This is a genomic window from Phycisphaeraceae bacterium, from assembly GCA_019636555.1.
Classification (GTDB): Bacteria; Planctomycetota; Phycisphaerae; order Phycisphaerales; family UBA1924; genus JAFEBO01.
Map to the genome: position 1 here is coordinate 1,309,681 of JAHBXH010000001.1, position 17,620 is coordinate 1,327,300.

General features: G+C 61.2%; 17 protein-coding genes and 1 tRNA gene. 13 read left to right on the forward strand and 5 right to left on the reverse strand.

Translation table 11 applies throughout. The features are described 5' to 3' along the window. Positions 1-259: 259 nt before the first annotated feature. The 3 genes from metH to rpmE form a co-directional block, all read right to left on the reverse strand. On the reverse strand, positions 260-3,871 hold the full coding sequence (gene metH, locus KF691_05400) for a methionine synthase (protein MBX3388872.1): 3,612 nt from the start codon (positions 3,869-3,871) through the stop codon (positions 260-262). A 243-nt stretch (positions 3,872-4,114) separates the two neighbouring features. Continuing rightward, entirely contained in the window at positions 4,115-6,358 is a 2,244-nt protein-coding gene (locus KF691_05405) for a transglutaminase domain-containing protein (protein MBX3388873.1), read from the reverse strand. A 107-nt stretch (positions 6,359-6,465) separates the two neighbouring features. Beyond that, positions 6,466-6,897, reverse strand: a complete 432-nt coding sequence (gene rpmE / locus KF691_05410) for a 50S ribosomal protein L31 (GenBank protein MBX3388874.1) — start codon at positions 6,895-6,897, stop codon at positions 6,466-6,468. 238 nt (positions 6,898-7,135) lie between these two features. Here rpmE and KF691_05415 point away from each other — a divergent pair. From KF691_05415 to KF691_05435, 5 genes are all read left to right on the forward strand, one after another. Then, positions 7,136-7,207: transfer RNA gene (locus KF691_05415), tRNA-Asn, on the forward strand. A 355-nt stretch (positions 7,208-7,562) separates the two neighbouring features. After that, the gene (locus KF691_05420) at positions 7,563-7,985 is read left to right on the forward strand and encodes a transposase (GenBank protein ID MBX3388875.1); all 423 of its coding nucleotides are present in this window, start codon (positions 7,563-7,565) and stop codon (positions 7,983-7,985) included. A 45-nt stretch (positions 7,986-8,030) separates the two neighbouring features. Beyond that, on the forward strand, positions 8,031-8,168 hold the full coding sequence (locus KF691_05425; protein MBX3388876.1) for a hypothetical protein: 138 nt from the start codon (positions 8,031-8,033) through the stop codon (positions 8,166-8,168). 21 nt (positions 8,169-8,189) lie between these two features. Beyond that, positions 8,190-8,474 (forward strand): transposase, encoded by a 285-nt coding sequence (locus KF691_05430; GenBank protein ID MBX3388877.1) that lies wholly within the window; start codon positions 8,190-8,192, stop codon positions 8,472-8,474. Between the two features lie 42 nt (positions 8,475-8,516). Further along, positions 8,517-8,654 carry a hypothetical protein gene (locus KF691_05435; GenBank protein MBX3388878.1) on the forward strand — a complete coding sequence of 46 codons (138 nt, stop codon included), beginning with the start codon at positions 8,517-8,519 and terminating at the stop codon, positions 8,652-8,654. A 346-nt stretch (positions 8,655-9,000) separates the two neighbouring features. On the opposite strand, the gene KF691_05440 is transcribed toward KF691_05435, so the two are convergent. Further along, positions 9,001-9,216: a hypothetical protein gene (locus KF691_05440; GenBank protein ID MBX3388879.1), complete on the reverse strand. Its 216-nt coding sequence runs from the start codon at positions 9,214-9,216 to the stop codon at positions 9,001-9,003. A 114-nt stretch (positions 9,217-9,330) separates the two neighbouring features. Beyond that, on the reverse strand, positions 9,331-9,615 hold the full coding sequence (locus tag KF691_05445; GenBank protein MBX3388880.1) for a bacteriophage holin: 285 nt from the start codon (positions 9,613-9,615) through the stop codon (positions 9,331-9,333). A gap of 380 nt (positions 9,616-9,995) precedes the next feature. On the opposite strand from KF691_05445, the gene KF691_05450 reads away from it, so the two are divergent. From KF691_05450 to bamD, 8 genes are all read left to right on the forward strand, one after another. Then, positions 9,996-10,670 (forward strand): sigma-70 family RNA polymerase sigma factor, encoded by a 675-nt coding sequence (locus KF691_05450; GenBank protein MBX3388881.1) that lies wholly within the window; start codon positions 9,996-9,998, stop codon positions 10,668-10,670. Further along, the gene (locus tag KF691_05455) at positions 10,667-10,954 is read left to right on the forward strand and encodes a hypothetical protein (protein ID MBX3388882.1); all 288 of its coding nucleotides are present in this window, start codon (positions 10,667-10,669) and stop codon (positions 10,952-10,954) included. Before KF691_05450 ends, KF691_05455 begins: the two co-directional genes overlap by 4 nt. A gap of 188 nt (positions 10,955-11,142) precedes the next feature. Beyond that, the gene (locus tag KF691_05460; GenBank protein MBX3388883.1) at positions 11,143-11,931 is read left to right on the forward strand and encodes a spondin domain-containing protein; all 789 of its coding nucleotides are present in this window, start codon (positions 11,143-11,145) and stop codon (positions 11,929-11,931) included. Between the two features lie 147 nt (positions 11,932-12,078). After that, positions 12,079-13,062: a calcium/sodium antiporter gene (locus KF691_05465; protein MBX3388884.1), complete on the forward strand. Its 984-nt coding sequence runs from the start codon at positions 12,079-12,081 to the stop codon at positions 13,060-13,062. 64 nt (positions 13,063-13,126) lie between these two features. Beyond that, positions 13,127-13,717 (forward strand): hypothetical protein, encoded by a 591-nt coding sequence (locus tag KF691_05470; protein ID MBX3388885.1) that lies wholly within the window; start codon positions 13,127-13,129, stop codon positions 13,715-13,717. A gap of 248 nt (positions 13,718-13,965) precedes the next feature. Further along, the gene (gene glmS, locus KF691_05475) at positions 13,966-15,807 is read left to right on the forward strand and encodes a glutamine--fructose-6-phosphate transaminase (isomerizing) (GenBank protein ID MBX3388886.1); all 1,842 of its coding nucleotides are present in this window, start codon (positions 13,966-13,968) and stop codon (positions 15,805-15,807) included. 134 nt (positions 15,808-15,941) lie between these two features. Further along, the gene (locus KF691_05480; protein MBX3388887.1) at positions 15,942-16,364 is read left to right on the forward strand and encodes a PilZ domain-containing protein; all 423 of its coding nucleotides are present in this window, start codon (positions 15,942-15,944) and stop codon (positions 16,362-16,364) included. Positions 16,365-16,426: 62 nt separating this feature from the next. Then, positions 16,427-17,608, forward strand: a complete 1,182-nt coding sequence (gene bamD / locus KF691_05485; GenBank protein MBX3388888.1) for an outer membrane protein assembly factor BamD — start codon at positions 16,427-16,429, stop codon at positions 17,606-17,608. The last annotated feature ends 12 nt before the right edge of the window (positions 17,609-17,620 follow it).

The following is a 17,620-nucleotide window of genomic DNA, read 5'->3' on the forward strand; positions in this document are numbered from 1 at the left end:
TCTTCCGATAGAGTCGGCGCGGCAGGTCTCCGATGCGAGCGATTGGCGATCCGTGCTTCGACTCGGGCAATAAGCACGCCAAGTCGTCGAATGCCCAATGCCCAATGCCTGATGCCTAGCAGGCTGTTGAAAAACTCCAACCAGTCGCAATTTCGAACCGCCATCTACCCTCGCGACCCGGGTCTGAGGGCCAGAAAGTTGTCTGCAATGCGTCGGCGCAGTAAGCACAATCAGAATTTCAACAGCCTGCTAGTACTTTCTACACATTGAAATACTTGGCTTCCGGATGATGCACGATGATCGCGCTCGTGCTCTGCTCCGGGTCGATTTGCCAGTTTTCCGTTAGCACACAGCCGATCCGATCCGGACGCAGCAAACGGAACAGTTTCTCTTGATCGCTCATGTCGGGGCAGGCCGGGTAGCCGAATGAATAGCGGCTGCCCCGATAGTGCTGCGTGAACAGCTCTTTGATCCGAGGCGAATCATCGTTGGCGATGCCCATTTCCTGGCGGATTCGCTTGTGCCACATCTCGGCGAGCGCTTCGGCTGATTCCACGCCAATGCCGTGTAGGTACAGATAGTTCGTGTAGTCGTTCTTCTGAAAGAGTTCCTGCGCCGCCTCGCTCGCCTTCTTCCCCATCGTGACACAGTGAAACGCGACAACATCGCGCTCGCCCGACTCGATCGGGCGGAAGAAATCGCTGATGCAGAGACGTTTCTTGTCCGCTTGACGCGGGAAGCTGAATCGCTCGATCTCGCGAGATTGATTCTGCGGATCGAAGATCACGAGGTCGTTCCCGTCGGCGTTGCATGGGAAATAGCCGTACACCGCCGCGGGCTGCAGGATCTTCTCGCGTTTGCAGCGTTCCTTTAGCGCTTCGAACACCGGCAGCACCTTGTCTTCGATGAGCGCGTCGTATTCCGCTTCGCTCATCGCCCCTTTTTTCATCTGCCACTGGCCGCGGAAGAGCGCGACGGGGTTGATGAACGGATAGATTTGGTCGAGGTTGAGACCCTCGGCGACGCGCGTACCCCAGAACGGCGCGTTCGGAACGGGTACCGCCGTTGATACTTCCGACCGCACGCGCTCGCGCACCGCCGTCCCGCCCGCTTCGTCTCTCTGTCTCTCCGTCTCTCCGTCTTTATTCAATGCCGCCATCTTCGCGATGCGTGTCTGGTTGATCGCCTCTTCGGCCTTCGAGCGCTTGCCGAGTCGGTCGTCGATTTCCGAAGCGAGCGTTTCCAACTTGCCCGCCATGATCATGTCCATCGTGCGAAGGCCCTCGAACGCATCCTTTCCGTAGAAGCATTCACCCTTGTACTGCGTGCGCAGGTGGCTCTCGCAGTAGTGTCGCGTGAGCGCCGCGCCGCCGAGGATCAGCGGCACATCGAGCCCGATCCCGTTCATCTCGAGGATGTTTTCCTCCATGACGTTCACGCTTTTCACGAGCAACCCCGAGAGGCCGATCGCGTCCGCCTGGTGCTGCTTGAATGCATCAACGATGGCGCCGATCGGTTGCTTGATGCCGATGTTGAAGACTTTGTAACCGTTGTTCGTCAGAATGATGTCGACGAGGTTTTTGCCGATGTCGTGCACGTCGCCCTTCACCGTCGCGAGCACGATTTTACCTTTTTCCTGGCCCTGCACCCGCTCCATCAACGGCTCGAGCTGCGCAACCGCCATTTTCATCACTTCGGCGCTCTGCAGAACGAACGGCAACTGCATCTTGCCAGAACCGAAGAGTTCGCCGACGGTCTTCATTCCCTCGAGCAGGTGATCGTTGATGATGTCCAGCGGTTTGTACTTCTGGAGAGCTACGTCCAGGCACTCTTTCAATCCCTGCTTCTCGCCGTCGATGATGTGCGAGCGCATCCGCTCTTCCACCGGAAGATCCGCGAGCGATTTCTTCTGGGCCTTGGTGCTCTGCGCGTCCTTGAAGAGTTCGATAAACGCTTGAAGAGGATCGAAATCGTCCGGTCTTCCCGCCGGGACCCCTGTGCCGCCGGCCTTCTCCGAGCGCCGGTCGTAGATCAAATCGAGCGCCGCTTGCCAGTGCGCCGGATCGATCTTGTTCTCGGGCAGAATCTTGCTCGCGTGAACGATCGCACCGGTCAAGCCGGCTTCGCGCAGTTCGTGCAGGAACGCCGAGTTCAGTACGACGCGCGCGACCGGATTCAATCCGAAACTCACGTTCGACAGGCCCACCACGCTCTGGCTTTCCGGGAACGCCGCGCTGATCCGCTTGATGCCTTCGATGAGCTCAAAGGCCGAGCGCCGGTCGCTCTCCATGCCGGTCGAGATCGGCAGCACCAGCGGATCGAACATCACGTCGCTCGGATCCATCCCGAACTTTGCCGTCGCGCGCCGGAACCCGCGCTCCGCGATCGCGAGCTTGCGCTCCGCCGTCCGCGCCATCGACGCCTGCTTGTCCTCGTCGATCGAGCCGATCAGGATCGCGGCCCCGTACGTGCGGCACAACTCCAGAATCTGATCAAACTTCTCGTCACCGTCCTCGAAGTTGGCCGAGTTGACGATGCATTTTCCCCCCGCGTGCTTGAGCCCGGCTTCGATTGTTTTGACTTGCGTGCTGTCGATCATCAACGGCGCATCAACCTGACGCACCACCCGCTTCACGATTTCGGACATGTCGCGAACGTTGTCGCGCCCCGCGTAATCGACGTTCAAGTCCAGCACGTGCGCACCCTCGCGCACCTGCTCGCGCGCCAGAGAGATGATGTCGTCCCAGGCTTCCTTTTCGAGCAGCGTCTTGAACGCGCGGCTGCCGCTCGCATTCATCCGCTCGCCCACGATCAAAAACGAGTTGTCCTGCCTGTAATCCGCGACGCTGTAAAGGCTTGTTGCACCCGGTTTGGGAGAGTTCCTTGCGATGGCGCTCGCTCGGCGGCTTCCAACCGCTTCCGCGAGCAGCTTGATGTGTTCGGGTGTCGTGCCGCAGCAGCCGCCGACGATGTTCACCCCCGACTCTTCCACGAATTTCAGCATCGCCTCGACAAACGGCTGCGGCTTGAGCGGATATTCCGTCCTGCCCTCGTGAAGCACGGGCAGTCCCGCGTTGGGGAGCACGCTCACACGCCGCTCTTCGCCCGTCAGTGTCTTGCGACCGCGAACGCTTGCCCAGTTCTTGCCCAGCCAGTGCACATGCTCGGCCATCTCCGTCGGTCCGGTTGCGCAGTTCAAGCCGAGCGAGGTGATCGGATACTGCGCGAGCGCCGCTGCCGCGGCTTCGATCGACGAACCGAGAAGCATCGTTCCCGTCGTTTCGATCGTCACGCTGCACAGAATCGGAATGTCCGCTGTCGTTTTGCCGGCCTCATCCAGTGCCGCAAGGCACGCCTCGATCGCGCACTTGACTTGGAGGAGGTCCTGACAGGTCTCGATCATGAAGCAGTCGATTCCGCCCGCGATCATGCCGCGGCACTGCTCCCGATACGAATCAAACATCTCCTCCCAAGTGGTGTTTCCGAGCGTGATCAGTTTCGTGCCCGGCCCCATCGAGCCCGCCACAAACCGCGGCTTGTCGCCGGTCGAATGTTTCTCGCACGCGGCCCGAGCCACTTCCGCGCCGCGCTTCGCAAGGTCGTAGCACTGCGCCGTCAGATCAAATTCTCCGAGCACGAGTTTGTTCGCGCCGAAGGTGTCCGTCTCAACGACGTCCGCTCCCGCTTTCAGATAGTCCTCATGGATGTCCTGGATCACATCCGGGCGGCTCTTGACCAGAATGTCGGTGCAGTTCTCGCAGCCGCAGTAGTCCTTCTCCACCGACAGATTTCGAGCATAGATCTGCGTGCCCATGCCGCCGTCGAAGACGAGGACGCGTTTGGACAGTTCCTGAAGAAAGCGGCTGGGCATGAGGGCTCCAACTCTCCCGCCCGGTTCCGGTAACGCGCAAAGACGCGGCGGGAGCTCAAACAACTATATCCATCCGTTCATCCGGATCAACGGATGAAAGAGGAATCACGGGAATGGAATGATGTCGGATCGGCCGTTGCGGCCTCTATCGGTTGGCATACACCTCAAAACGCACCCCGTTTCCCGAGAATGCTTCGGAGCCGCGAGTCTGCGACCCGTTTATCCCACGACGCCTGTCGGGCGTTAGTCGAAAAGGCAGTACACGGCGTCGTACGCGTCAGCGAACAGCTCAAAGTCGACATCGTCCACGAAGTCATCGCCGTTGAGATCACAAATCGCTTCCGCAGGGGGGACCGTCAACAGGTCGTACGACGCCGCAAAGATCACGAAGTCTGCGTCGTCGACAAAGCCGTCGGAATTGAAGTCGGCGGCACAGCCTGAAACCTCGACGCTTGCGTATGCATTCCATTCCGATTGTTGATCTGATGCGATGCTCGCTGCGAGGCCGCCGGATCCGAGTGCTGCTGCGACAATGTCGCGTGACCAAGTCATCGATGCGCCCGGCGCGACCGATCCGACATCGATTACTTCCGGCGCCGATCCGTCGTCGAGCACGCCCAAGCGTTGCAGCGTCACCCTGCAGTTCGTCAACGTGGTCGACGCTGTGTTCACAAGCGCCACGTCGAAAGCGGAAGTTCCGCCCGGCGCGACGATCGGCGGCGAGGCGCGAGTAACTCCGAATTGCGGACCATCGATCACGACATAGGTTACGCTGGGCCAGCCGGTGTCGATCGCGTCGCACACCGCAAAGGCATCGACGCGAAGATGGTCGGAAATTGCCGCGAATGACTGGTACGCGGACCATGGAATCGTGAACACTTCTGCGTGATCCGGAGTGCCCGGAGCGACGATCACCTGGCGAGATTCAGGCGACCAGGCTTGTCCGCGCAATGTCTGGTCGTAGCCTTCGGCGTACGCGCTCACCGTCAAGTCAATGATGACGGGCGCGAGCGTCGAGTTGGACAGATGCGCCGTAACTACAACATCGTCTCCCGCAGTCCTTGAGAGCGGGACGTCCCAGAGTACCGCAGGTTCTCCGGGCCCGACGTTGCGTGCCGCGGGCTTGTAGTTCTTGACGATGTTTTCTTCGCCGGCGACTCCCAGCTTCTTCGTCATGATCTTTTCGCCGATCGACTTGGTGTCGATCGATTCGATCTTGTTATTCCGCCAGATCCGGATCGGCGTGCTCACCGCCGCGACGAACGATGCCGATTCGTAATTGCTCGACTTCCTTTTGGCGACGTCGCCGATGGCCGCCGGCCCGGTGCCGTAGGTTCCGTCCACCGCCTGCCAGCCGTCGGCGCTCACCAGATCGGGCCGCTTCATCCATGCTTCAGTCCACGCGTGGAAGCCCCAGGCGCGATCCGACGTGAGGTCGGTGTCCGTCACCCAGTTGTTTCCCACTTTTTTCTGGAAGATGTCCACAAACCCGTTTGGGGGCTGCGACTCGTGCGCCGATTTGATGCACGAGACCGAGCGGGCGGGCAATCCGGCGCACCGGAAGAGGCTGGTCAGCAGGTTGGCGTAGACCCAGCAGCGCGCGTATTTGACGGGCGGCGCGTTGAATCTTCTGAAGACATCGGCGCTGTCGACCCACTTCGCGGGCGAGGTCTCGCCCTGACCGAACTGCGTCAGTACCCAGTCGCCAAAAACGTATTTCTCGATGCTCTGCGCGATCAACCGCGAGAATTCAATCGGGTTTTCGCGCTGAGCGGTCGTTCCGTGTTCGTCCGGCTTTGCAGGGTTCGGCACGTCGAGCATCTTGAGAAGCGCATCGATCGTTTCGACATCGAACTGCGCCAGCCTCCACGTCCGGTCGAGGTTGTTGACCTCGGTTCGATAGCGGCACTCCTGCTGATACACATATTCTCCGAGTCGATCCGCTTCTTTCATGTACACCGGATCGCGATCGCTCCATGGATTGAAGAGAATCACGACGGGCTTTGGGAAGTCGGTCCGCGCCAGGGCAGTGGTTTGGCCCTTCTTGCGAACCACCGCGCTGAGCGTGTACTTTCCGATGCCAACTCCGTCGGCGATCTGGATTGCCACCTGCGCATAACGCTTATTCCCGACCGTCTTGAGCCCGAGGTATTGAGCGCCCCAAGCACCCGGTGCGGGTGCGTTCGGAGATGGGCTCAGCGTGATCGAGAGGGGAGTGGGAATGAAGCTATTCGAGACGTCGATCGCAATTTCGTGCGCGGCATCGCTAAAGTCCGCTGATACCTCGACTTCGACCGTGGCGCTCGCCGATCGGCGCCAAATTGTGTACTTGCGAGTCTCCAGAGTTGAGAACTTTGCCGTGTGCATCGCGGCACGATTGTCGTTCTCCCGCTGGTTCACCGACGGAATAGTCGGGTCCGCAGCATGGACGCCGCGCGCGAGCGACAGCATGGAAAGCAACACAAACGCGAAGGCTCGAAGTTTCATGATTCCTCCACCGGAGTGGAACCAATATACCACGAAGCGATCGTGTTCAAGAAAAAAACGCCGGCTCGATGAGCCGCGCTTGTGAGATTCGTGAATGAACGCTGGACTCAGGCTTTCGGAGCGTCGCCTTCAGCCTTCGCTTCGGCAGCGGCATCAGCCGGCTTCGCCTCGGCCTTGGATTCAACCTTCGGCTCGGGCTTTGGCGCCTTCTTCGGCTTTGCCGCGGCAGCAGCAGCTCGCGCGGCGCGGTTCGCAGCGCGTTCTTCGGCGGCGGCTTTCTCGGCGGCGGCAATCGCTGCCTTGCGCTCGGCCTCGGCCTTTTCCTTCTGACCGAAGTAGCCGGTGGCGAACTTCTTCTGGAACTTTTCAACGCGACCCGCCGAGTCAACGAAGACGTTTTTGCCGGTGAAGAACGGGTGCGAACCCGACCACACTTCGACGTGCAGCTCGGGCACGGTGGCACCGACGGTCATCACGACCTGGCCGTTGTGGTAGACCTGACAATTGTGGAAATAGCGGGGGTGAATGTCGTTCTTCATGACGAGCCTTTGCAGGGATTCCGGCGAGAATTCGGGACGAAAAAGCCGGGTCAGGATATTAGGCGGCATTCCGGGTGCCGGCCGTTCTTCCGGAAATTCCGAGACTTCGGGCTTGATCGCCGGAATCGTTGCGAGAACCTGCCGCCCGACGCGAGCCGGGCGGGTGCTTGACCGATGGAGTTTTCTCGCTAGCCTTGTTCCCCCGATCGGCGAGCAAAAACCGGCCGGGAAATCTCGTTCCCCGATAGCTCAATGGTAGAGCGAGCGGCTGTTAACCGCTAGGTTCTAGGTTCGAGTCCTAGTCGGGGAGTTCGCCCTGGTTTCCTCTGGAAATCAGGGCTTTTTCTTTGTTTTGGCCCGCCGCAAAGGCGTGAGCCCGAGGCCAATTGTCGCGAGAAAACGAGGGGTTTTCGAGTCGGCCATGCGTCGGCAGAGCGCGGATTCTGGCCGGCGCGACAGGCTCTTCCCTTGTTCCGGTCGACCGGGTGCCGCGGCGCTCTGAAAACTCTGATTGCTCTTGTGACGAACGTGATTTGTCGTCGCAGATGTCTAGAGCGGCTCCAATTCACGCGTAGCGCCGTACGGCGCGTGTTCGGTTGCGCTTTGTGATTGCGTGATGCAGAGTCTCTTGCCGGCGCGCGGAGCGTGCCGTGAAGGGAGTCAGGATGAGCGCGCCCTATTCGCAGGATTCCAGGAACAAGGTGCTCGGAGCGTTTGATCGCGGCATGAAGACCGGTGAGATCGCGCGGGCCTTTGGCGTCAGCCCTTCGTGGCTCAGGCGGGTGAAGCAGCGACGCCGGGAGAACGGCGAGACCACTCCGCGTCCCATGGGCGGCAAGCGTTTCGAGAAGATCGATCGCGTCAAGCTCGCCCGCCTTGTCGCGGCACGTCCCGACGCCACGCTTGCGGAGTTGCGGGAGAGTCTGGGGATCCTCTGCGCCATTTCCGCGATCGGCACCGCCCTCCAGAAGCTCGGGCTGTCCTACAAAAAAAGACGATCCATGCCGCGGAACAGGAGCGGCCGGACGTCGCCAGGCGGCGCGCCGAGCGGGTTCTCTGGCGGGCGGGTATCGATCCGCGTCGGCTGATCTTCATCGACGAGACCCCCACCCAAGGCCTGGGCCAAGACCAACATGACGCGGCTGCGTGGGCGGGCGCCGGTGCGTGAGCGTCTGATCGACAGGGTGCCGCACGGGCACTGGATGACGACCACGCTGATCGGGGCGCGATCGACGGCGTGCGGTGCTCGACCGTGGTGGACGGGCCGGTGAACACGGTCGTGTTCGAGGCGTTTGTCGAGCAGGTGCTCCTCCCCTCTTGCGGGCGGGCGACATCGTGGTGATGGACAACCTGTCGAGCCACAAGTCGGTGCGGGCGAGGAGCTGCTGTTCCTGCCTCCGTACTCGCCGGACCTGTCCCCGATCGAGCCGGCGTTCAGCAAGATCAAGCAGAAGCTGCGGAGCCTGGCGTGCCGGACCCGGGAAGCGCTCTGGAGCTCGATGCAGACCGTGCTCGACACCGTGACGACGTCCGACGCCACCAACTTCTTCGCTCACTGCGGATACCGCCCCGCATGAATTGGAACCGCTCTCGACGTCGGTTACGACACCCGCACGGGCGTGGACGACCGCGACTATCAGGTGCCGTTCACTTTCACTGGTACGATCAACAAGATCACGTTCAAGCCCGGTCCACCGGAGATGACCGAGGAGCAGATGAAGCAGGCAGCGGAGATGAACGCCAAGGGCAGGGATTGACCATCGAGAATTGGACGGCAGCCGGCTGAAGGCGTCGGGGCCGAACTATCGCGATCTGTCGCGCGACGTTGACCGAGAAACGAGAATCTGAAAACCGACAACTGGCTCCGTGGCACGCAAAGCCTGCAGCCGTATCTCCGCTGAGCAGAGGCGAGGCGCGAGGATCGCAAATCTCGGCAACTCTCGTGCGATTGGTCAGCTCTTTCGTGCGTGCCTTTTCGACCGGCGCCGTGGCTCCGGCCGACACATTCCAAAGTGAGAGTTGCGATTTCGACTCGACGATCAAATCGCGTGCGCACGCGACAGACTTCACTCCGGGCAATCGTGGAGTGGCAGGAACGAAAAATCAGAGTTGGCGCAGCAGCCAGAGCAGGTATTCGATCGTGTCAGAAATCGGGCCGCACTGGAGGACCTGCGCGTTGATCTGTTCGGAGGCGGCGCCGAGTGACTGGGCGAGCACCGAAACGCAGTACATTCCCACCGATGCCGAAGCCCAGAGCGCTGCGACTCGGCGGCGGCGCGGAGAGATTCCCGGGTGGGACGCAGAATTTTTGTTGGCCACGGCGACGCGCCTCCGATAGACGAAGTGGCTCTCGTGGTCAGTGGACCCACGAGACGAGACATCGCCGTTTCCGTGGCTTCATCAGCGGAGCGCGCTCGTGTCGGGCCGGTCACATCACCGCGGCGAATTCGGCCGGGGTGTGCCCGCCTCGAATCGTGCAACGAGCAAGTTGTAAAGCCAGGCAAAGATCAGACCGCCAACGGCGCCGTCGGCGAAGCCCCAGGCCAGACCGATGACGCTGCCGAGGGGGCTGATGTTGAAGCCGCGGTAGACATGGCCGATGAACGTGATTTCGCCGGTAGCGCCTTCGAAGGCCATGATCCACCAGGCCAGAACGAAGATGCCAAGACCCCAGACGAGCCCGAATGCGAGAGCGGTTGCCTTGATGTTGAGTCGCATGCGATCCTCCAGAGGTTGTTGAGCGATTCTCCGACGACTTGCATTGCACGCGGAATTCACGGTCACGATAGCGGCTCGATCCTCGAGTGGCGGAAGCGCGAGGGCCAACCGGCCGACCGCCGACGGCATCGAAAAATGGGAAGCGTCTCACTGCTTGTCGCCGTTGCTTGTGCGTGCAAGCGGATCGCCCATGACGGAGTGGAGACCGCGCGCGGGCAGGCCCTCGTCCGGTCTCTCGCAAGGGCTGCAGCTGCGCCATGTGCATCTATCCCGCCGGAGAGCGGAAGAAAGTGTGAAGACTTTCATCCGGCACGATAATGGGGGGCAAATCCGGGAACTTTTGTTCCCCGCGTGCGGACAAGGCATCTGAGAATCAACTGATGATCGAGGAGAAGAGCTATTCGGTTGGGCGTGCCGGCACGGGAGAAGGTCGTGTCGATTCCGCGCGCGCTGAAACAGAATTGGCGCGTGCCGGAGAGCGGCTGGCGCAGCACGGTGATGTATTGTGGCGATTCGTGATTGCCCGGACGCGTTCGCACGAAATGGCTGAAGACGTCGTGCAGGAAACGTTTCTCGCGGCGATGGAATCGGAGACGAGCTTTTCGGGATTGTCTTCCGAGCGAACGTGGCTGCTCGCGATCGCAGCGCACAAAATCGCGGATCAATTCCGCGAGCGGAGAAAGAGCGCCGCGCGGGGAAGGGCCCTGGAAAGCGAAGATGAACCCGCTGCCGGACCGGGAGGAGGTTCGTTGCACGGCGAATTCACTGCCCGGGGAAAATGGGCCCGGCCGCCGGCGAAATGGGCCAAATCGCTCGATGATCCCGAGGAGTCGGCAGAATTGCTCGCAGCCTTGCGGAATTGTGTGGGAGAATTGCCGCCGACGCTGGCGGAGGCGATCTGGATGAGAGACTTACTCGATATTCCTTCGCAGGAGGTGTGCAAGTCGATGGGGGTCACGCCGACCAACTTGTGGTCGCGGACGCACCGGGCCCGCTCCCTCCTCCGGCGATGCGTCGAGAGAATGCTCGGGCTTGAGAAGGATGGTCGTCGGTGATTGGATTCTTTCGCGAAGCCGTTCGTATTTTGAGCTTGTCCTGCCGCGATCACTCCGCGCTCGCAAGCAGAGAACTCGACGAGCAACTTTCTCCGGCGTTGCGCGCCGTGCACAGGCTCCATCTGGCGTACTGCCGCGACTGCGCCGAATTCCGGCGCCAGATCCGTCGCTTGCGCGAGCTCTCGGAACGAATCGATGGATCCGGCGATTTCGGGGACGCCATGCCGGGTGACGTGCGAGAGAGAGTGATCAAGCGGGTTGCGCTCGCCGCAGAAAAAAAATAGAACCCTGCTGCAAGGTGCGGGTGCCGAGCCCGACAAACAACTCGGAGAGGCAAGGCGATTGTGCGTCCCGCCGAAAGGCCAAGGATGCGGAGATTGCGGGTCGCGCCCGGGCGGAGCTTTCGCGCGTTTCCTGCGAAAGCCCATTCGAGGCCGACACGTTCGCCCTTCAACATTCATTTGGAGTTCATATGAAGCGCTTCGAACATGCTCTCGTGTTGTTCGGCATCGGCACTTGTCTTGCGTGCGGTGCTCAGGCCGGCGTTGTTCAGGTCCGCGTCAAGGTGGAAAGCCTTGTGGGCGCAAACGGCGTCGCGTTTTCGCCGTTTACAGTCGCATTTCACGATGGCAGTTGGGACGCATTCAACAATGGCGCCGCGGCGAGTACCGGGATCCAGAACATCGCCGAAACCGGCGACGGCTCTGCATATCTCGCCGCGTTCGGCGCGGCGTACGCGCCCGGAGTTTCGGGGGTCGTCGCGGCAACCCTCGGCGGGTTTGGTCCCGGGATTTACTTGCCCGGCGCGTCGGGCACATTCGACTTTGCCGTTGATACGGCCGCGAATCGTTACTTCAGCTTCGGTTCCATGGTGGTGCCGAGCAACGACAGGTTTTTCGGCAACGACTCCGCGACTGCGGTCGCGTTGTTCGATGGTCTCGGAAATTTTCTGAATCCGATCATCAACCTGAAAGGCAGCGATATCTGGGACGCAGGAACGGAACTCGATGCGCCGTTCGGGTCGGCGTTCATCGCCGGGCAGAGCGCCGGCGATCACAACGCGCAAGGAGGCGTTGTCGGATTCCACTCGGACTTCAGTGCTTATCTGAATGCGCTGACCGCGGCGGGATACAACTTCACCAATTTGCCGTCCGCGGGAGACGCGCTGGCTCGCATCACGTTTGAGATCGTTCCGGCTCCGGGAGTTGCGGGCGTCTTTGGATTCGCCGGATTGGCATTCTTGCGGCGTCGACGCGGCTGAGCGGAAGGGCCGGTCTTTCTCCATGTGTGGACCCCGCGTGCAGCGAGCGCGCGGGGTCTTTGTTGTTCAGGCCCCAGCGCCGATGAACGAGTCCGTCGGAATCTGCCGCAGTGTGTGCACAAAGCCGGTCGATAGACTCTCGGCACGTTGCTTCAGAACTTTCTTCAATTCCTCGGCGGGCTTGTGCTGCTGATCGTCGGCGGAAGGCTTCTTGTCTCGGCTTCGGTCGACACCGCCAAACGGTTGAGGGTGTCTCCTTTAGTTGTTGGATTGACGCTTGTGGCATGGGGGACGAGCGCTCCGGAACTGGCGCTGAACCTTGTGAGCGCGGGGAAAGGGCGCGGCAATCTTGCCCTCGGCAACGTGGTGGGGGCGAACATCTGCAATATGGCGCTGGTGCTGGGCTTGTGCGCGTTGATCCGGCCGCTTCTTGTCACCGAACGACTGGTGCGTGTTGAAATCTTGCTGAACGCGGCGGTGCTCGGTTTCATGGCGTTTCTTGGGTTAGCGAGCGGGTTTCAGCCGTGGGAAGCGGGGCTGATGCTCGGGGTCTTCGGCGCGTACAGCATGTGGACCATCATGGCGGCCTTACGCCAGGGTGATCGGAAGAACGCGCCGAAGGACCCCAAGGGCCTTGCGGAAGATCCGGCGCGCGTGCCCAGCCCGATGAGCTGGGTGATGATCGGAACGTGCTTCATCGGCGGGCTCGCGCTGCTCTCGTTCGGTGGTTCGCTGGCAAGCGACGGCGCTTCGGGAATCGCCATCGCGATGGGTATTCCCTCGGCGGTCGTCGGGGTGACGATCGTGTCAATCGGAACGACGCTTCCGGAGATGATGACCGGCGTTCTTGCCGTGCGCAAGGGGCAAACAGACCTCGCGATGGGCAATGCGATCGGCTCGTGTCTCTTTAACGCGGGAGCGATCTTCGGAATCGTGGGGCTGTTATCGCCGCCGGTGGCCGACGGTACGTTGCTCATTCCGCTCGGTTACATGGGAATACTGGCAATCGCGCTCATTCCGATCAGCCGCACTTTCGGGAGAAAAGTATCGAGGCTGGAGGGCGGAGTGCTGCTCGCGTCGTATGCGGCATTTCTCACTCTTTCGACGGTGCTTGTCCAGCACCAAAAATGAGTCGGCGTCGGTGTCGTGCAAGACGGCCGAGTGCAAAACGCCGATATCGTGGATGGGAATCTCTATGACCGTTCAGCCTTCTCAACCCGCCGCGGTCGGACCGCTCTCGACGGAACATCTGAACGAGATATCGGCGGCACAAAGGCGATCAAAGAAGATACTGCGCGCCGCGGGTATCGCGGCGTTCAGCGGCTGGTCGATGGTGATCTTTGCGGTTGTCACTCTGATGTTTGCAATCATGAGTGACTGGAGCGCGTGGGCGATCGGGATCGGCCTGGCGCTCTGCGGAGTCAACGAGCTGCGCGGCGGCGCACTTTTGCGAAGAATGGAAGCGCGCGGCGCGCGAGTGCTCGGATGGAATCAGATTTTTCTTGGCGCGCTCATCATCGGGTATGCGCTCTGGTCGCTCCGCAGCGCGATCGGGAATCCGGCGCTCAACTCGATGATGCAGGGCACCGGCGATCCGCAGATCGACGCGCTCGCGTCGCAATTGACGGTTGCGGTGACATGGGGTCTGTACGGTTCGATGGCGGTGGTGGGGCTCGTTGTGCCGGGGCTTACCGCGATCTATTACTTCACTCGAGGACCGCTTGTGACGCGATTCTGTCGTGAAACCCCGGAATGGGTCGTCGAGGTGATTCGTCGGCGTGGATAAGGGGTTTGCCCAACGGGTAGCCGGCTTTGTCTTCTGGCTGGAACGGAGCCGATCTCCACGCAAAAAAGCGCGACCGGTAATTCTGCGTACGCACAGGCGAACCCGGCGGTCAGCCGATCAGTAAGGGTGGTCGAAGCAGAGGAGGCGCACTTGGTGCGCGAGGCTTTGATCGAGGATGATGGCACTTGCCGGGGTTCACGATTACCGGCCCTAAAGTTCGCCCACACGCTCTTACGAGGATTTACCCCATGTGCGGAATCGTCGCGTATATCGGTGGCAAACCGGCCCAGTCCTATTTGATCGAGGGCCTGAAGCGGCTCGAGTATCGCGGTTATGACTCCGCAGGACTGGCAATCCTCGAACAGGGCAAGCTGAATGTTGTCAAGGCGGTTGGACGCGTTGCCAATCTGGAAGACAAGATCGAGGACGCCGGCGGCTTTCGCGGCACAGTCGGGATTGCACACACCCGCTGGGCGACGCACGGCGGCGTGACCGAGATCAACGCTCACCCGCACACCGATGACCGGAACGGGATCGCGCTGATCCACAACGGCATCATCGAAAACTACGCGGCGCTCAAGACCTATCTCGAGGAAAAGGGTCACAAGTTCCAGAGCCAGACCGACACCGAAGTGCTCGCGATGCTGATCGGCGAGTTGTACGCGCCGCAAGAAGGTGTGGACCTCGAAGCCGCGGTGCAGGCGGCGCTCCGCGAGGTGACCGGCGCGTACGCGATCGCCGTGATCTGCGAAAAGGAGCCCGATGTTCTTGTGGTTGCGCGCAAGGGATCTCCCCTCATGGTTGGCGTGGGCGCCGGCGAATATGTCGTCGCGTCCGACGCTTCGGCGATCGTGAGCCACACGACGCAGGCGTTCGTGCTCGACGACTACAACGTCGTGAAGATCACTCGCCAGGGTTTCCGCACCAGCACGATCCACAATGTGCCGGTGACGAGCAAGATCATGCAGCTCGAGCTCGAGCTTCAGGAGATCGAGCTCGGCGGATTCAGCCACTTCATGCAGAAGGAAATCTTCGAGCAGCCCAAGGCGATCTCGAACTGCATCCGAGGGCGACTGAACATCGATGAGGGTCGGATTCACCTCGGCGGCGTGGGAGGATTCAGTAAGGAACTATCCAAAACCGCGCGAATCGTGCTGACGGCGCAGGGAACAGCGCTGCACGCCGCGATGATCGGCGAATACCTGTTCGAGGACCTCGCGAAAATCTCGTCGGTTGCGGAATACGCGAGCGAGTTCCGCTATCGCAATCCGATCGTGGAAGAGAACACGCTCGTCATCGCGGTGAGCCAATCGGGAGAGACGGCCGACACATTTGCGGCGTTGCAGGAAGCCAAGGAGCGCGGTGCGCTCGCGATGGGCGTGGTGAACGTGGTCGGCTCTTCGATCGCGCGCGAAACCGATGCGGGTGTTTACCTTCGGGTTGGCCCGGAAATCGGGGTCGCGAGCACGAAGGCGTTCACAGGTCAGGTCGCGGTGCTCTCGATGCTCGCGATGTACATGGGGCGAAAGCGCTTTATGAGCGCGGACCAGTGCCGCGATTTGATGAAGGACATGCAGCGCGTCCCCGGCCTGATCGAACGCATCTGCGAGCAGGACGCCCGGATCAAGAAGATCACCGAAAAGTACATTCATCGCGAAAACTGGCTGTTCCTCGGGCGCGGGTACAACTACCCGACCGCGCTCGAAGGCGCACTCAAGCTCAAGGAAATCTCGTACATCCACGCCGAGGGAATGCCCGCGGCGGAGATGAAGCACGGCCCGATCGCGCTGATTAACGACGGCATGCCTGCCGTGTTCATCGCGAACAAAGGCAGGCAGTACGAGAAGGTGATGAGCAACATCCAGGAAGTGCGAAGCCGCGGCGGGCACGTCATCGCGGTCGCCACCGAGGGAGACAAGGACATCACGAAATATGCCGAGGATGTCATGTACATCCCGGAGATTCCGGAATGCCTGAGCCCGATGCTGGCGGTCGTGCCGCTCCAGCTTCTCGCATATCACGCTGCCGTGCTGCGTGGGCATGACGTGGACAAGCCGCGCAACCTGGCCAAGAGCGTGACGGTGGAATGATTTGTCGGCTCGGCATTTTGCCTACGGCAAACCTCCGATAGCTCATGCGCCCCAGGGGCCGATATTCGGTCTTGACCATGTAACCGAGTCCCTACGAACGGCACGGAATGGCATATGACGTGCCGTGTCCTGTCATGGGCGCGCACCGGGAAGCCGATTTGCTGACCATGCATCCTCGAAAGTTTGGAAGGGTGGTCTGCCAATTCGTGGGCACGTCGCTGGGCGACGTCGTAGACATGTCTGCGGGAGGAATGCGGGTCTCGGCGGCGGCCGCAGCCCCGGTCAAGGTGGACGATGTGGTGCAATTGAAATTGGTCGGGATCTCTGAAGTCGTCTTTGTGCGCTGCCGGGTCGCGTGGGTCAAAGAGTCGGCCGGCAAGCAAGGTTGGACCGCGCGGCTCAAGCGGCTGGTAGGGGGGACGCGCCGCGAGATCGGCCTTGAATTCTTCGAGCTGACTCCTGAAGCGCGCAGGGTGATCGGAGAGATCGGTGCCGCGGCGGGCAAAAACGAAACCATCCGTCCCGACATCGAACGTTTCCGCGAACAGGCCGCATGAGCGCATCGACAATGTGAACTTGTCCTCGGGCGGACCGGGCTTGAGTGCGGTACGCTTGTCGCGTGATTGACCGGACTCGACTACTTGAATCGATGGCGTGGGCTTTGGCGATCGTTTGCATCGCGTCGCGCGCGCACGCCCAGAACACGCTCAGGCTTGATGCGGATGGGAATTGGGTCCCTGCGGACACGACTCCCGATCCTTCGAGCGACGAAGGCGTGATGAATCGGGCGCGGAAGCAGCTCGCGGAAAACAAGCCGCAGGGCGCGCTCGCGCTGCTGGACAGCTGGATCAAGCGCAACGCGGCGCAGGACAAGCCGGAAACGGCGGAAGCCCTCCTGCGCCGGGGCGATGCCAAATTGGCGCTCAAGGACGAGTACGAGGCGCTCTACGACTACGAGCGCGTGATCAAGGAATACCCGGGCACGCCCCAGTTTGTAACCGCGCTCGAACGGGAACTCGAGATCGGGCTCATGTATCTGAACGGGCTTCGCAAGAAGACGTGGGGATTGCGGATTGATAACGCGACTCGCATCGGCGAGGAACTGCTGATCCGCGTGCAGGAGCGCGCCCCCGGAAGCCAGCTGGCGCAACGCGCCGCGATCGAACTCGCGAACTATTACTACCGGGTGCGTGACCTCCGTATGGCGGCCGAGGCCTACGACATTTTTCTTGCGAACTTTCCGACCAGCGAGTATCGCGAACTGGCGATGGAACGGCGCGTGTTTGCGAACATCGGCCGCTACAAGGGACCGCGGTACGACGCCTCGGGGTTGATCGAAGCCCAGTATCTGGTGCGTGACTTTGCCGCTCGGTATCCCAAGTCGGCGGAAGACATCGGGATGAACGATGCGCTGATCGCGCGGCTGGACGAATCCGCGGCGGATCAGATGTTCGAGACCGCGAACTGGTATATGAGACGGGGTGATGTCGTTTCGGCCCGCTACACGATGAAGCGACTCATCCAGAAGCACCCGGACACGGTCGCGGCGGACGAAACGCGCGTGATCTTCAAGCAGAAGAACTGGGAACTGCCGGCGGCACGCGTCAAAAGGTCAGAGGACGATGCCGATTCGGCCGGCGCGCCCGAGACTTCTTCATCCTCCGAAGGCACGCTGAAGATCGAAGGGAAGAAGCCAATCAATCCCGATGCGGCGATCCGCAACGACCCTCCCAGTCCTGCGACACCTCCGGCGGAACCGCCGGCGCCTGTCGAGAATCCGCCCCAGGAGCAGCCCAAGTGACGTCCGAACGGT

Bases quoted from the DNA above. Each gene is read 5' to 3' on its own strand.
- KF691_05470 (MBX3388885.1), top strand. From the start codon at position 13,127: ATGACCGTTCAGCCTTCTCAACCCGCCGCGGTCGGACCGCTCTCGACG.
- KF691_05445 (MBX3388880.1), bottom strand. From the start codon at position 9,615: ATGCGACTCAACATCAAGGCAACCGCTCTCGCATTCGGGCTCGTCTGG.
- KF691_05425 (MBX3388876.1), top strand. From the start codon at position 8,031: ATGACGCGGCTGCGTGGGCGGGCGCCGGTGCGTGAGCGTCTGATCGAC.
- KF691_05450 (MBX3388881.1), top strand. From the start codon at position 9,996: ATGATCGAGGAGAAGAGCTATTCGGTTGGGCGTGCCGGCACGGGAGAA.
- KF691_05480 (MBX3388887.1), top strand. From the start codon at position 15,942: ATGGGCGCGCACCGGGAAGCCGATTTGCTGACCATGCATCCTCGAAAG.
- rpmE (MBX3388874.1), bottom strand. From the start codon at position 6,897: ATGAAGAACGACATTCACCCCCGCTATTTCCACAATTGTCAGGTCTAC.
- KF691_05460 (MBX3388883.1), top strand. From the start codon at position 11,143: ATGAAGCGCTTCGAACATGCTCTCGTGTTGTTCGGCATCGGCACTTGT.
- glmS (MBX3388886.1), top strand. From the start codon at position 13,966: ATGTGCGGAATCGTCGCGTATATCGGTGGCAAACCGGCCCAGTCCTAT.
- KF691_05405 (MBX3388873.1), bottom strand. From the start codon at position 6,358: ATGAAACTTCGAGCCTTCGCGTTTGTGTTGCTTTCCATGCTGTCGCTC.
- KF691_05420 (MBX3388875.1), top strand. From the start codon at position 7,563: ATGAGCGCGCCCTATTCGCAGGATTCCAGGAACAAGGTGCTCGGAGCG.
- metH (MBX3388872.1), bottom strand. From the start codon at position 3,871: ATGCCCAGCCGCTTTCTTCAGGAACTGTCCAAACGCGTCCTCGTCTTC.